We start from the raw sequence: 14,450 nt of genomic DNA, 5'->3' as shown, positions 1-14,450 counted from the left end.
AAAGGGAGGGAGATCCGTCTGCCTCCCTTTTTTGCGGCCTGCCCACCGGGAAAGGTCGCAGATGGTCGCCAGTTTTCTTTCGCGGCTCGACGTGCAGCGGTCTGTCCCGCTCTGTCATGGACAGGAGAGCGGGGGAAATATACTGAAAACAGGCAGACTTGTCTTTTGTGACGGCTAGCCCTGCAGGAGCTGCAAAACTTCCTTGTCGTCTGCCACGACCTCGAAGGCCGATTGCAGGGAAGCGGGCAGGCGGGAAGGCCGGCCGGTCGCCATGTCGATATAGACCCAGACCGTGGCCGCTTCGGCCAGGACGCTGCGATCGGCGGCGCGCCAGAACAGATAGCGGCGCAGGCTCTGGCGGGAGGCAAGCTCGGCCACCCAGGTGGCGGCGGTGATGACATCTCCGGCAAGGGCAGGGCGTTTGTAGGTGATGGTATGCTGGCGGACGACCCAGCCGTGCCCTTCCGCTTCGTAGCGGTCCACGCCCCAGCCCTGGACAGTGGAGTGGTTGATGGCCAGATCCTGCATCCACTGCACATAGCACAGGTTGCTGACGCGGTTCTGGATGTCGATATGCTGGGGAGCGACGATGATTTCCTGGGTGAAGATGCGCATGGTTCCTCCTTGCAGGGCCGGATGCTGCCTGCCGTGCAGAAGGCAGCATATACCTCTCCACGGGGAAAGGCCATGCGCCTTTTGCCTGCCTCTGCTGCCTGTCGGAGAGATTTCGCTTGTCTGTCCTGCTGCCCCGGCGTAGAGGGGAACAGAGATGTATTCGGGACAGGAGGGAAGGAGCATCATGGTACAGCGCATGACCATGGCATGGGTAAAATGGTTGGGATGTGCGGGCTTGCTCCTGCTGTTGTCGGGGCCGGTCATGGCCGCGGAAGGCGTGCTGGAGATCCTGGCGGCCGGAGATGTGCTGCTGGGCGGCCGGATGCTCGAAGCGCCCCAGGCTGGAGAGCTTTTCGGGCCCCTGACCCGCCGGCGTCTGGAGCAGGCGGACATTTTTCTGTGGAACTGCGAGATCGCCGGTCTTTCTTCCGTCTCCAAGCAGAATACCTTCGTCTTCCATGCCGACGGGCTGCTGTTCCCCCAGATGGCGTTTGCCAATGGCGCTGCCTGCACCGCCAACAACCATGTGTTCGACGGGCTGGAAGAGGGCGCGGCCAATTTGATGGCGGTGCTGGAAGGGGCCCGTATCCGCCACAACGGCCTGCATGACCGCGGTACCTTCGCCCCCCTGTCGCTTTTGCCCCAACGAGAGCCGCCGGTCTACCTGCTGACGGGATCGCCCATGTCGCAGATAGGCAGCGGGCCCCGGATCGTCACACTGTCCTATCCCCAGCTGCTGGAAGCCGTGCGGACATTGCGTGCCCGGGAGCCGGAGGCCTGTATCATCCTGTATTCCCATGACGGGAACGAAGGTTTTTCCGAGGCTTCGGATCGCCAGCGGCTCTGGGCGGACTGGTTTGCCGCCGCAGGGGCGGACATCATCCTTTTCGCCCACAGTCATTGCTACGGCGGGTTCGAGACCCTCGAGGCCTCGCCGCGCAAGACCTTCGTGGCCTGGGGACTGGGGAATTTTTTGTTCGGCGGCAACCGAGGCTGGCGGAGCCGGAGCGATGTGCGCCTGTTGTCCATCCGTCTCGATATGGCCACCGGCGGCAAATCCGCCTGCTGGCTGTACGGGAAGACCAAAAACTGGCAGTTTTCCCTGTACCGCATGGACGAAAGCGTGCTGCGGCAGGTGCAGGATCTGGGGGCCCGGGCTGCCGCCATCGTCGGCCAGCCTCCGGTGGAAGGGAACGAACAGGAAAAGGCCGATGAAGGATTCGGGCTGGGCTCATTGTTCCTGTTCTGGAAAAATCTTTAGGCTCTGCAGGGCCTGTGGGCGACCGGGCAGGACTGCAGCCAGAATGCGGCGATGGGGAAGGCAGGAAGCCTGGTCGACCATATCCTGGTCAGCCGGTTTTAAAAAAAGATACATGCAGGGACACGATGCCTGTCCGGGGAGCCGGACAGGTATCGGGCAAAATAGAAGAGGCGGCAGGTATTCCTGCCGCCTCTTCGTCTGACAGGAAGCGGGGGTGCCTCCTGCCCGGGGGAGGGCATGGCATCGGGCCGTCTAGGAGGTGGGGATTACTTGGCGCTTTCGCTGGTCGGGAAAGCGAAGTTGTCCTGGTAGTACCGGGTCACAGGGTGCTTGTACTTTTCCAGCGGCACGGGGACGCGGAAGAATTCCGGTTTGCTGTCCGCATCCTTGCGCAGGCAGAGCCAGGCCAGCTGGGAATCGTCACGCACGGGGTAATCTTCGCGGTAATGGCCCGCACGGGTCTCCTTGCGTTCCAGAGAGGCCCGGACGTACATTTCGCTGACAAAGGCCACACCACGGGTCTCATGCAGCTTGAGCAGGTAGTGAGGATCCGTCGCAACCATACGCGGCAGGTCTTCTTCCCGGATGCGCTCCAGTTCCTTGAGCGCGGCCTGAAGGCTGCGTTCGTTCTTGAGGATGGAGACCCCGTAGGGGAAGACCGTTTTCTGGATGGAGGTCAGCACTTCCTTGGGAGTGAGACCTTCCTTGCCCAGAGGAGCGAACAGGGCCTGCTGGCGGGCAGTGATTTCCGCGTCGGACAGGTCGCTCTTGACTTCCGGCAGCGTCTGGAGCAGGCGGGCCGCATTCTCACCGGCCATATGGCCCAGCACGGACGTGGTCATCAGGGCAAAGCCGCCGGCGTAGACACCGGGCTCGGTGGCACGGGCCGTACCGGCAGCCAGAAGGCCTTCCAGATTGGTGTTGCCCCAGGCATCGGCCCGCAGACCGCCGTAAGAAACGGTCATCTGGGGCACCCATTCCGTGGAATCCCGGAACAGGTCCAGCCCCAGGGCGGAAAGCTTGTCATAGTTCAGCTTCTGCCAGCCGTTCTGGGGACGCAGCAGGATCAGGTTCTCCTGCTGGATGCGGCTCAGGTCGAAGGTGATGGGACCGCGACCGGCCCGGATCTCCATGGCCATGGCCATGGTGGTGTAGTGGGGGTCGGTATTGGAGCCCAGCACGGGAGAGTAGCGCTCCATGAAGGGCTCGCCTTCGGCATTGACGAAGCGCGCGCCCAGAGGCATCAGCACGGTCTGGCCTTCCCAGCCGAAGAGGCGGGGCATGTTCCAGACACGGGCAAATTCCAGGTTCTGCAGGACCGTGCCGGCCTCATAGGTCATCTGCATGGTCTCGCCGGTAGGCGTGTTCTTGCCGTACGAGGTCTTCCAGCCGCCCATGCCGCTGGCGGCAATGACCACCCGGGCGTCGAAGCGGTAAAAATCGCCGTTGATGGTATCGAAGCCCAGGGCGCCGCAGACGCGGCCGTCCTGCTGCAGCAGCTCGGTCAGCAGGATGCGTCCCACCCGCTCCACGGAGCGCTGCTTGAGCTGGCGCACGATGTTCTTGACCATCAGCTCGCCGCCACGGCCCTTGAGCTGGGCCGGGTACAGCTTCACATGGTCCAGTCCCCGCTGGGGGACGTATTTCATGCTGCCGTCTTCTTTCTTGAAGAATTCGCAGCCGAAGCGTTCGTAGTCATGCAGACGGTCGGCAGAGCGCTTCAGGATCTCTTCCATGAGGTCCTGGTCGCAGAGGCCGTCGAAATAATAGATGAAATCCCGGACCCACTCGTCCACGTTGTCCGGGGGGAGGACGGCTTCAAAGTCGCCGCCCGCCATGGTCATCAGACCGCCCCAGTCGCGGGGGCCCTTGTCCACGATGCAGATGCGGGCTTCAGGGGCCAGTTCGGAACAGCGGTAGGCGGCCTACAGGCCGGCGGAACCGCCGCCCATGATCAGGACGTCCGTCGTGATATGATGCATGTTCATCTTACAGTCCTCCGCCCAGAGCCTTGGGGATATCGGGGAAAACAGGCGGCAGTTCTTCGCGGAACGGATGCACGAAGATGGCGCCTGACGGGCACAGTCGTTCACAGATATAGCAGGTCATACAGTCGTCGGCATAGGCGATGAAGGCCTTGCCGTCCTCACCGAGCCGCAGGGCGTCCAGAGGACACTTTTCCACGCAGGCGCCGCAGCCGATACAGATAGCGGCATCGATTCTTTCGATCATGGTCTTTCCTTTGGGCACGGCCGTAGTGGAGATACGGCCGTGCCATTGTTCAGGAGGGCTGGCTAGAAAGAGTAGATGAACAGCACGCTCACGTTCCAGGCGTCGCGGATGTCGCGATGGTCGCCGCCGGTCAGGCTCTGGCCCCAGACGTCATCCGACTTGTCCAGCCACAGGGCGATGTAGCTGGCTTCCAGGTTGACCTGCAGGTTGTCATAGATCTTGTATTCGTTGAGCAGGCCGAATTCCAGGGCGTAGTCACGCGTGGTGAGGTACAGGTTCTCGCGGCCGACCTTGGTGGTGCCTTCGGGATTGTTGGGAGCCATCCATTCGCCGGTACGCTCGTGGTACTTCTTCAGGATGCCGGGATCGTTGGTACCGCCGAGCAGGCTGATGTGGAAGGTGTGCTTGAGGTCTTCCAGGAAGCTCATGTCCTTCAGGCGGAAGCCCACGCCCCAGGTGCCCACCAGGTTGTTGCCGATGACGCGGTCACGTTCGAGGCCATTGATGTCCGGGCCCATGAAAGTGCCGGAGAAACTACAGGGACCGTAGTCGTTGCTGACGGTGGGCAGGCGTTCGGAACCGTTGCCCACGTTGTCGTCGTCACCGGAGCTGTACCAGCCGAACAGACCCAGCTTGGTCCAGTCCAGATTGTATTCCAGCAGCAGGCCGGCCAGCCAGCCGGAGCGGTTCAGGGAGCCGTCGTCATAGGTCACGTTGCCGTACGAGAAATCCCAGGCGATGCGGAAGGGATCCCATTTGGTGATCTCGCCGCTCAGGCCGCCCCACCAGGCCGTGCCGTAAGCATTGAGTTTTTCCTTGTGGCTCAGCAGGTCGGCACGCAGGGGGAACAGGCCGCTCAGGGCATAGCCGCCGTTGACGCCGTTGATCTTGTTGCCGACGTAGGCATAGTTCTTGGAGCTGTCATTGCGGAACGTGTTGGAACCGATGGAGGCGAACATGCCCCAGGGGGTCAGCTTGACGCCGTCAAAGGTCAGGGGCACCATCAGGCCGGCCATATCCATGTTGTCCATGAAATTCTTCTGGTCGCCGTCGGCATTGCCCACATAGTTGTCGTTGTACGGACGGGCCCAGAAAGCCGTCATGGCAGCGTTTTCATTGAAAACGTAGCTGGCGGTGATGGCGGCCACGTCAGACTGGAAGACGGTGGGGCCGCCCATGGCCATGTAGGGCAGACCGATGCCCTGGATACCCATGCGCAGTTTGAGGTCCGTATCGGGCACGCGCCAGTCGATGAAGGCTCGCTTGAGCTTCACGATATTCTTGTCGGCGCCCATGGCCATGCCGCCCTGAGGATCCTCGGCCTTGCCCCAGATGGACTTGCCGATTTCAAAGTAGACCTGACCGGAAAGGTTTTCGTCAGCCACGGCGTCGATGACCAGACGGACACGGGAACGGGCTTCGAATTCGTCTTCGCTCGGGTCATAGCCGGTATGTCCGCCATTGGTGAAGTTACCGTTCTGACCATACTGGAAACTCGCCAGCCATACCCCCTTGGCCTTGAAGTCTACAGCGTGGCTTGCCTGGGCGGCTCCCGTCACCATGGCTGCTGCCAGCAGCAGGCACCAAATCTTTTTCATAATCCTTCCTCCAGAGAGACAGTAGTTTTTGGGCAAAGCCCGGAAACTTGGGTACAAAAACAGACCCGGAGGCGAAAAAGGCGCCTCAGGGGGTCTGGTGCAATCTTAAAAAGGGCGGATCATGCGATCCGCCCTTTTCATCATGCTAGACTTGCATAAACAGGGGGAATGTGAAGCCGATGGCGCTGCAGGGGCAGCTGGTGCGGCAGTTGGCGCAGTGCCAGCACTCTTCGCCATGGACCATTTCGGGCCGTTCCGCTTCTTGGTAGGGACGCATCTCCAGCACATAGCCGGGGCAGTCCTCGACGCAGGTACCGCAGGCCTTGCAGTGGCCGCAGTGGAAGCAGCGGGCGGCTTCCTTCCGGGCCTGTTCGATGGTCAGACCCAGGTTGAGTTCGGCAAAAGCCTTGGTACAGGCATTTTCGGCTTCCTTTTCGGAAGGAACGCTCCCATACTGGGCGATGCCGTAGATGTCGGCGTACTGCACCACGTAGGGAGCGGTGTCGCTGCCCATGGCGTCGCAGTCTTCGATCATGTTTTCTTCGTTCAGGGCATAGACGCGGCTGCTGGTGCCGGTCAGCATCTGGTGCACGGCAAAGGCGGCACGGCGGCCGTCGCCCACGGCGCGGGCGATGGAGGCGGGGCCGGCGGACACGTCACCGGCGGCGAAGACACCGGCCTTGGAGGTACGCTGGCTTTCGTCCACCTTGATCCAGTTGCGGGGGGTCAGTTCCAGACCACCGGCGTTTTCACCCAGGAAGGCCAGGTCGGTCTTCATGCCCACGGCAAAGATCACGGTGTCGCATTCCAGGACATGCTCGCCACCGGGCACGGCTTCCAGGGTCAGCTTGCCCTTTTCGTCGAAGTGGCAGTCCTTGACTTCGAAGTAATCCACGCCGGTGACCTTGTCGCCTTCGGTACGGATGGCGGACATGGTGCAGGAATTGTGCACATGCACGCCTTCCTTGGCGGCCAGTTCCAGGTCTTCGGCAGGAGCGCGCATCTCACCAGCCTTTTCCAGGCAGATCACATGGACGTTCTCGGCACCCAGGCGACGGGCAGTGAAGGCGCAGTCGAAGGCCACGCCGCCGCCGCCCATGATGACGACGTTCTTGCCGATCTTGCCGGTGTTCTGGCCCAGAGCGGCGGCACGCAGGAATTCCACGGCCTTGACGGCCTTTTCGGCGCCGGGGATGGGCAGGCTGTTTTCAGCGGGCACACCGGTGGCCACGATGACGGCATCGTAGCGGGCGGAGATCTCTTCCATGGTGATGTCCACACCCACGCGGGTGTTGACGCGGGCACGCACACCGGCTTCCAGCACCAGGCCCACTTCGCGGTCCACCACATCGCGGGGCAGACGGAAGTTCGGCACGCCGTAGCGGGGCACGCCGCCCAGCAGGGGCTCGGCTTCGTAGATGGTGACCTCGTGGCCCAGCAGGGCCAGGAAGTAGGCTGCCGTCAGGCCGGCAGGGCCGCCGCCGATGACGGCAGCTTTCTTGCCGGTGGCGGGACGACGCTTGAAGAAGACGTTGCCGCGTTCGGCAAAGGTCTCGGCAGCGCGTTCCAGGGCGCGGATGTTCAGACAGCCGTCCATTTCCTTACGGTTGCAGGCATCCATGCAGAAGTGGGGGCAGACGCGGCCGGTGATGCCCGGGAAGGGGTTCTTGGCACGCAGATAGCGCAGGGCTTCGGTGAACTGGCCTTTTTCGATGAGCGAGTTCATCTTCTGGATGGAATTGCCGATGGGGCAGGAAGTTTCGCAGGGCGAGGTGCGGAACTGCTCTTTCAGCTGGGCGCCCAGCACGACGGGGCGCGTTATTTCACGGCTATATCTCGGGGGCATGATTACAAACTCCTTGGAAAGTGCATGAGGATGCCGCGGGCATTACAGCAGCGGCGCCTTGCCCCACTGGAAACGGGGGCCGTCTTCACCGCGGATCAGCAGCAGCGGCTTGGCCATGTCGGGATTCAGCTCGGGGTAATCCCGCAGCTTGTAGACACAGCGGCCGGTCTCCTTGCGTTCCATGGTGGCCTGGATGGCCAGTTCACAGACCGTCAGGATGTCGCGGGATTCGTGGCAGCGCATGAGATCGCGCAGGGTGTCGGCGTGCAGGCGGCCGGCCTGGCCGGACAGGAAGCGGATCTTTTCCAGGGCGCGGGCCATGCCGGCCATGGAGCGGCGGAAGCCCATGTAGTAGTTCATGACGTTCCGGGTAGCCTGTTCGATCTCCTTGTAGCTGACGCCTTCGTCGGCGGGCACCTGCATGGGAGCGAACACGTCCTTCTTGACGCTGGCGGCCAGATCTTCATTGATCTTGCCGGCTTCGATGATACCGGCGGCACGCATGCCGGCCTGGCGACCGGCTTCGTAGCCACCGCACATGGCGCCGGAGCAGTACAGGAAGATACTGCCGCAGAAAAGGTTGGGCACAGTGGTTTCGAAGGTGTCGTTGACGGCGATGGTGCCGCCGAAGATCAGCTCGCCGATCTCCACTTCCAGCAGCTTGTGCTGGAAGTCGGTGCCGGTGCAGTCGGCCCAGTCACCGAAGGTGGCCTTGTCGCCGGGCATGAGCACGTACTGCAGTTCATGCACGACATCCTTGTCCACATGGCGCATATCCATGTAGAATGGCGGGCCGGAACCCTCCATCTGTTCCTGGAAGGTGCCCTGGATCTGGTTGTTGCGCACGCCGCTTTCCATCATGGGGTCGTACTTGCCCATGAAGCGTTCGCCAAGGGCGTTGATTTCGTGCGCACCGGAGCTGTTGATGCCGTTCATGCCGGGGCAGCCGTAGCCCTTGGGCAGCATGGTGGCACGCTGATAGGTGTCCAGTTCGGTCACGGCGGCGCCCACATCATAGCCCAGCACCACACCGGCGCTGGTATTATAGGGGTACATCCAGACGTTGAAGGGATTGTGGGTGGAGTTATCCGTGCCGCGCGTGGCCGAACGACCCTGGGCCGAAACAACGGTCTTGGCGCGAACCAGCACGAATTCGCCGGTGCGGACATTCCAACCCAGCGCACCGCAGGCCTTGCCGTTGTCGGTGAGGATCTTGACCGCCATGACGTTGTCGAGCGTATTGATACCAGCATCACGCACGATGCGGGCCATGGCGCGTTTGATGGTCATGCCGTTGGCGATATGGACCCACCAGCGGCCGGGCTGACCAAAACCCTGGGTGCGCAGGTAGGTGCCGTCAGCCTTCTTGCTGAACTGCACACCAGCCTTGCCCAGCACATCCAGAAAATATTTCATGTGGGCGTACCAGCCGTTCTGCAGCATGGCAGGCGACCAGCCATTGAGGGGCTTGGCGTAGAACTTGATGAGGTCTTCCACGGTGTCGTGGGCTTCACCGGGCTCATCCAGGACGGCCATATAGTGGTCATTGCCGCCGCCGATACAGCCGGAGCTTTCCAGCTTGCCCTTGTCCATCAGCACTACGTCGAGGCCCTGGTCACGCGCGCCGAGCGCCGCACCACAGCCCGAAGCACCGGAGCCGATCACGAGCACGTCGGTTTCCACTAACGTGCCGAGAGGGTGTTTGGTCATCTTCATAGCAATATCCTGGTTGTGATTTTTTAGCGGACAGTCATCGCCGGGCCGGTCGGGCAATCCTCAGTGGCTGGCCCAGCGTTTGTGAATAAAAAATCATGCGAAACGGCTGTATTGTCAAATCAATAAAAATCAAATATCGTTTCAAAAAATCAAACATTGGAGGGCGTGATGATTCCTGAGTTGAATGGCGATTTTCTTCAATGGTTACGCGGGTTTTATTATGTCGCTAAAACGGGGAGCGTGCGCAGGGCCGCAGAACTGATGCACAGAAATCCCTCAACGATAAGCTATCAGCTGCGTTCGCTGGAGACCGAGCTCAACACGGTCCTGTTCGACAGGTACAAAAAAAGCCTTCAGATCACCCCTGAAGGCAAAAAACTGCTGGGCTGGACCATTACGACCTTCGAGACGCTGCAGAGCATGCGCTCCGCCGTCGGGACCACGGACGGCCGCCTGCAGGGCGACATCTTCCTGGGGGCGACCCTGCCGGTAGCCATCATGGCCGTGGACGCCATCGCCGCGTTCCGTGCGGAGAATCCCCAGGTCAACATCCGCATCCAGCGCGCCCTTTCCTCCGAGATCGTCCAGGCGGTCAAGGAATCCCGTCTGGATTTCGGCCTGACGGGCATGACGGCCCTGCCCAAGCAGGATACCATGGAGATCCTGTTGAAGGCCCGTCCCCTGCTGGTCATGCGCAAGGACAGCATCTGGGACATCCCCCCCATCCCCACCGAAGCGGATCTGGAACGTCTGCCCTTCGTCATCTTTCAGACTTCGCTGGAAGAGAGCGAGCAGCCGACGCCGACCCTGCAGTATGCGGCACGCCGCCTGCAAAAGAACACCGTCATCAGCGTCAACAACTACCACCTCATCATGCAGTTCGTCCGCTGCGACGTCGGGGTGGCCATCATGGACGAGCTGTGCTACCGGGCGACCATGTTTGGTTCGGACTGGAGCTCCATCGTCAGCTGTCCTCTGGACCACCTGCTGCCCAACGTGCTGTACGGCATACTCGTCCGCAGGCACAAGCATATCAGCCCCCAGGCGCAGGCTTTGATGGACGCCCTGCGGCGGCATTTCATCGAGCTTGCCGCCCAGCCTTTGGGCCCCACCTTTCTTGCCGGACAGACGCAAAAAGGCGGGCAGCCCAAGGCTGCCCGCCCGCGTAGGAAGGCTTCGTCCCGCAAGGGTGATTAGAAGATAGCCTTGCCCACGATGATCGTGATGGCCGCGGTGACCAGATAGGACATGAGGATGACGGCAGGAGCCGTCTTCCAGATGGCCTTGGAATCCGACCACTCGTTGCCGTGCAGCAGGGCCGCACTGGCACTGGCGGCAGGCGTGAGGAAGGCAAAATGCACGCCCATGACCACCATGATCAGCGGAAGTTCGGGGCTGACGTTGGCCGCCTGGCAGTAGCTGTAGATAATGGGCATCAGGGCCACACCCACGGCGCCGTTGTTCATGACCTGGGTCAGCAGGGTAGCGGCCAGGCCCAGGAACAGGGCAAAGGTCAGCGGGGTGCCGCCGGAGATGATGGGATCAAGCGCCATCATCAGGAAGGAAGTGATGCCGCTTTCAGGCTTGGCCATGGCACCGGACAGGGGCTGCACGAAGGCCAGCAGCAGCACGATGCCCCAGGTGACGCCGGAGTCCACCATGACCTTGAAGTTCAGCAGGGCCTTGCCTTCCACTTTGATGGCCGCCATGACCGTCACCAGCAGGATGACGATACCGGTATTGCCGATGCCCTTGAGGAAGCGGGTCAGGAAGAAGTCCTTGGGCATGAAGTTGGGGGCCAGCAGCAGGATGACCAGCAGGAACAGGAAGGCCAGGATGACCTTCTGCACGCGGGAAAGGACCAGGCTGCCGTCCTTGTCCAGCTTGCTCACATCCAGATGGACGAGCTTGCTCATGTCGGGACGGAAGATGTACTTGCCCATGACGATGAAGAGCAGCGAGCACACGGCGCAGATGAGCAGGGCGATGAGCATGTACTTGGCATAGTCGATGCCCACACCGGACATGGTCTCATAGGCGCTGAACACGGTCAGGGCGGCCTGCTTGAAGGGGATGAGGGACATGCCCACCTGGGCGGCGAACACGATACCGAACACCATCATGGTGGGGTAACCGTCGCCTTTCTTGAAGCCGCAGACTTCGCACACGCCGTACAGGATGCTCCAGCCGATGATGGCGGCCGGAGAGGCACTGGTCAGACCGCCGAGGATGAAGATGGAGCCCAGGAAGGTGTAGGTGAATACCCAGGGCCGCCCGGCAACGAACTTGCGGGTGATGAACCACAGGGAAATGAACTTGGACAGGCCATAATGGCTGATGGTGGCGCAGAAGACGAAGATGAAGAACATCATCTGGACCACAGGGTCACCGAAGCTCTTGTTGAGCAGCATCATGGGCTTCATGCCGCCGATGAGCATCAGGGCCAGCAGACCGGCCAGGCTGGGCCAGACGATCTCGATACAGACCCAGCCGTAGAGCACGCCCAGGAAGATACCGATAAGATTCATCCCCAGGGGCGTCAGCGGTTCCACGGGCGGTAGCTGGCCAAAGCCGAACATGATGAGCAGACAGACGACAGTGTGCAGGTAATAGGCAGGCGCCGAGAAGCGCTTGGGGGTGGATTCTTTTCCAGCCATGATGAGTTCCTTCTTGAGAGATCGCTACATACCGCCCAAAGGCGGCTGTTCCTTCGGTCATCCAATACAGAAGGGGACATGTCTGTCCGCATTCCATGCGCCCTGCTGTTTTCTCCCTGTATGGCCGTTGCCCGCGGCCATTATGTGAAAAAGTTATCATGTCAGGCGGTCTGTTTTGTCAATTCAATAAAAAATATTTTTGTTTGATAATTTTAAACAATAAAGCCACGCTTTGATAATAAAATTTAATTATTTCAATATATTATATATTTTATAAAACAAATTCCCCGCTATTCCGGAAAATTGGATACCATTCTGGACACAGGCTGATGGTAAAAGACAATCCCCGGATCTGGTGTTTATTTTTAGTGTTTTGAATTTATTAAATATATTTTAAGCATGTAAATCATGGCCAGCCGCACCGCCTGTGCTTTGATCTTCACAGAAAAGCGGGTAAGCGGCTGTGTAAAAAAGAACAATTGACAGCCGCTGTCAGTCCCGGCATAAGGGGCGGCATCGTGTGCGTTCCTCAGCACACAAGGGAGGAAACATGTCTTATTTTGCAGCCCGGCAGGCCCAGACGACATTGTCCTGTCCTGAATGCGATCACAAGCTGGAGATCGCGCGTACCTGCCACGAGGCCTTCATGCGCTGTCCTTTTTGTGGCAAGCGTTTCCCGCTGGAACAGTTCATCAGTCAGGCAGATGAAGCTATGGAACGCTTCCTCGAAGGCCTGTACTTCGACCGTATCTAGGCGTGAACCGGCATCAGAGAGCAGCTCTCCTGCTTGTGCTGGCGCTGGCCGGCGCCATGCATGCCGTCATCTTGCTGTGCGCCGGTGTGGGGATGCTCCTGGCAGGATAACGGCTGCCCGGCAAGACTATCCGCTGCTTTCCCTGGTTACGAAAACAGCCCGCATGGAGCGAACCATGCGGGCTGTTTTTGTGTCGGCAGAGGAGGGAAGGCTTAATAGAGGGTGGGCAGGCCCAGGATGGCACGGGCAGACACGGCCACCTGCATCATGACCTGCGAGATGTCCTTGACGGCCTGCATGTTCTTGGAGGCCACCCGCGGCATCACAAGGATCTGGTCCCCGGGCCGGATATTGTCGCCATCATGGCTCACCGAGCCGTTGGGATGCATGACAAGCACGGTATCCTGGTCCGCGCGGCTGTTATAGCCGCCGGCTCCCTTGATGTAATCGTCCAGATCATTGTTTTTGCTCCAGAGCATGGCCTGGGGCATCATGACTTCACCACTAACGAGGACCACATCGCTCTTGGCCGGGATGACGATGACATCGCCATCTTCCAGCGTGATGTCGCCGATCTTCTGGCCGTCGCTCAGGACGACGACACCTTCCGGTTCCACGGCTTTGGCCCGCTCCACGAATTTGGCGATCATCTCCGCTTCCTTGGCGCGGATCTGGGACTCTTCCGTGCTGGCCGACGAAGCGGTAAGGGCGGATTCTTCCAGGCGGCGCAGGCTGTCGGCGATGGCTTTCTTCTGGCGTTCGGCCACGCTCTTGCGCTTGATGTACATGCCGTTCAGATCAGCACGTCCCTGTTCGACAGCGATAAAGTTGCGCACTTCATCCAGGCGTGCCCCGCGGCGCACGGGAAAGCGGCTGGCACCGCGCACGGCTCCTTGCACCGTGACCGTTATGGTATTGCCTGCGGCATCCGCCAGCAGCTCGATGCTGTCACCGTCCGCCAGCTGCAGGCTGGCCAGTTCGCCAAGGGGCAGATAGGTATTGTAGGGCTTGCCGTTGCGGACCCCCTTGATGGCGATATGCGAGGCACTGCTGTCCGGATCCACCAGCTTCAGCAGGCTGGCCCCGGAGGTCTTGTCTTCCGGCAACTCAAAGCGGGCGCTGGTGCGTACCTTGCCCGTGACAGTGACCGTGGGCCCCTTGTCGGGGACAACGATGATGTCGCCATTCTGGAAACGGATGGGCGGCATGCTGCCTTCACGGATGAAGGGATACAGGTCCACCGTCGTCACGACCTGATTGTTGCGGCGGACCTGGATGTTCCTGTAGCTGCCCCGTCCGGCGTCGATACCGCCCGCCTTGTCCAGATAGCTCAGCAGGGGATCGGCCGCGGAACCGCTGTAGCGGCCGGGCTTGGGGACATTGCCGGTGACGAACAGGGTGATGGGCTGCGCATCCATGGGGGCCAGATAGATCTGGCTGTCGGCATGGCCGGAGGCCGCCAGCTTGCTGCGCAGGGCATCCTGCAATTTGTCCTGGGCCAGACCGGTCACGTTGAGCTGGCCGACTTCAGGGATGTCCAGCTGGCCGGCAGGGCTGACTTCGAGGATGGTATCCACATTGAGGCTCCCGCCCCACAGGCGCAGGACGACCCTGTCACCCGGTGCGATGGCGCCGGCGGCTCCTCCCTGACCGAAATTGCCCTGGAAAAGATTGGCTCCGTAGGGTGCCGGAGCGTCAGCGGCATAGCTGCCCTGCGGCAGGAGCAGCAGGCACAGCAGCAAAAGAAAAACAGACTTTTTCATGGTACGGC

Annotated in this window: 11 protein-coding genes and 1 pseudogene; 3 read left to right on the top strand and 9 right to left on the bottom strand. The window is 60.7% G+C overall.

Annotation, left to right across the window (positions count from 1 at the left end):
• Positions 1-174: 174 nt before the first annotated feature.
• Entirely contained in the window at positions 175-615 is a 441-nt protein-coding gene (locus Q4I12_RS11635; protein ID WP_302261634.1) for an acyl-CoA thioesterase, read from the bottom strand.
• A 184-nt stretch (positions 616-799) separates the two neighbouring features.
• On the opposite strand from Q4I12_RS11635, the gene Q4I12_RS11630 reads away from it, so the two are divergent.
• Complete coding sequence (locus tag Q4I12_RS11630) at positions 800-1,876, top strand: CapA family protein (RefSeq protein WP_302261633.1); 1,077 nt, start codon at positions 800-802, stop codon at positions 1,874-1,876.
• 266 nt (positions 1,877-2,142) lie between these two features.
• Here Q4I12_RS11630 and Q4I12_RS11625 read toward each other — a convergent pair whose 3' ends face one another.
• From Q4I12_RS11625 to Q4I12_RS11600, 6 genes and pseudogenes are all read right to left on the bottom strand, one after another.
• Positions 2,143-2,694 (bottom strand): hypothetical protein, encoded by a 552-nt coding sequence (locus tag Q4I12_RS11625; RefSeq protein ID WP_302262111.1) that lies wholly within the window; start codon positions 2,692-2,694, stop codon positions 2,143-2,145.
• Between the two features lie 72 nt (positions 2,695-2,766).
• Positions 2,767-3,789 (bottom strand): annotated as a pseudogene (locus tag Q4I12_RS11620) (FAD-binding protein); the annotation flags it as partial.
• Between the two features lie 76 nt (positions 3,790-3,865).
• Entirely contained in the window at positions 3,866-4,108 is a 243-nt protein-coding gene (locus tag Q4I12_RS11615; protein ID WP_006005330.1) for a 4Fe-4S dicluster domain-containing protein, read from the bottom strand.
• A gap of 62 nt (positions 4,109-4,170) precedes the next feature.
• Positions 4,171-5,706 (bottom strand): outer membrane homotrimeric porin, encoded by a 1,536-nt coding sequence (locus Q4I12_RS11610; protein ID WP_302261632.1) that lies wholly within the window; start codon positions 5,704-5,706, stop codon positions 4,171-4,173.
• Between the two features lie 145 nt (positions 5,707-5,851).
• Positions 5,852-7,552, bottom strand: a complete 1,701-nt coding sequence (locus Q4I12_RS11605; RefSeq protein ID WP_302261631.1) for an FAD-dependent oxidoreductase — start codon at positions 7,550-7,552, stop codon at positions 5,852-5,854.
• A 42-nt stretch (positions 7,553-7,594) separates the two neighbouring features.
• The gene (locus Q4I12_RS11600) at positions 7,595-9,268 is read right to left on the bottom strand and encodes an FAD-binding protein (protein WP_302261630.1); all 1,674 of its coding nucleotides are present in this window, start codon (positions 9,266-9,268) and stop codon (positions 7,595-7,597) included.
• A gap of 168 nt (positions 9,269-9,436) precedes the next feature.
• On the opposite strand from Q4I12_RS11600, the gene Q4I12_RS11595 reads away from it, so the two are divergent.
• Positions 9,437-10,465: a LysR family transcriptional regulator gene (locus tag Q4I12_RS11595; protein WP_297159296.1), complete on the top strand. Its 1,029-nt coding sequence runs from the start codon at positions 9,437-9,439 to the stop codon at positions 10,463-10,465.
• Here the strand turns inward: Q4I12_RS11595 and Q4I12_RS11590 are convergent.
• A complete protein-coding gene (locus tag Q4I12_RS11590) occupies positions 10,462-11,925 on the bottom strand; it encodes an SLC13 family permease (protein ID WP_300645692.1) in 1,464 nt (487 codons plus the stop codon). The genes Q4I12_RS11595 and Q4I12_RS11590 overlap by 4 nt on opposite strands.
• Before the next feature lie 550 nt (positions 11,926-12,475).
• On the opposite strand from Q4I12_RS11590, the gene Q4I12_RS11585 reads away from it, so the two are divergent.
• Complete coding sequence (locus Q4I12_RS11585; protein WP_168935769.1) at positions 12,476-12,679, top strand: dual CXXC motif small (seleno)protein; 204 nt, start codon at positions 12,476-12,478, stop codon at positions 12,677-12,679.
• Positions 12,680-12,891: 212 nt separating this feature from the next.
• On the opposite strand, the gene Q4I12_RS11580 is transcribed toward Q4I12_RS11585, so the two are convergent.
• Positions 12,892-14,442 carry a polysaccharide biosynthesis/export family protein gene (locus Q4I12_RS11580; RefSeq protein ID WP_302261629.1) on the bottom strand — a complete coding sequence of 517 codons (1,551 nt, stop codon included), beginning with the start codon at positions 14,440-14,442 and terminating at the stop codon, positions 12,892-12,894.
• Between the last annotated feature and the right edge of the window lie 8 nt (positions 14,443-14,450).

Source organism: Desulfovibrio piger (genome assembly GCF_951793255.1).
GTDB lineage: Bacteria > Desulfobacterota > Desulfovibrionia > Desulfovibrionales > Desulfovibrionaceae > Desulfovibrio.
Note: the sequence above shows the minus strand (reverse complement) of the source record. Positions and strands in the feature narration are given on the sequence as shown.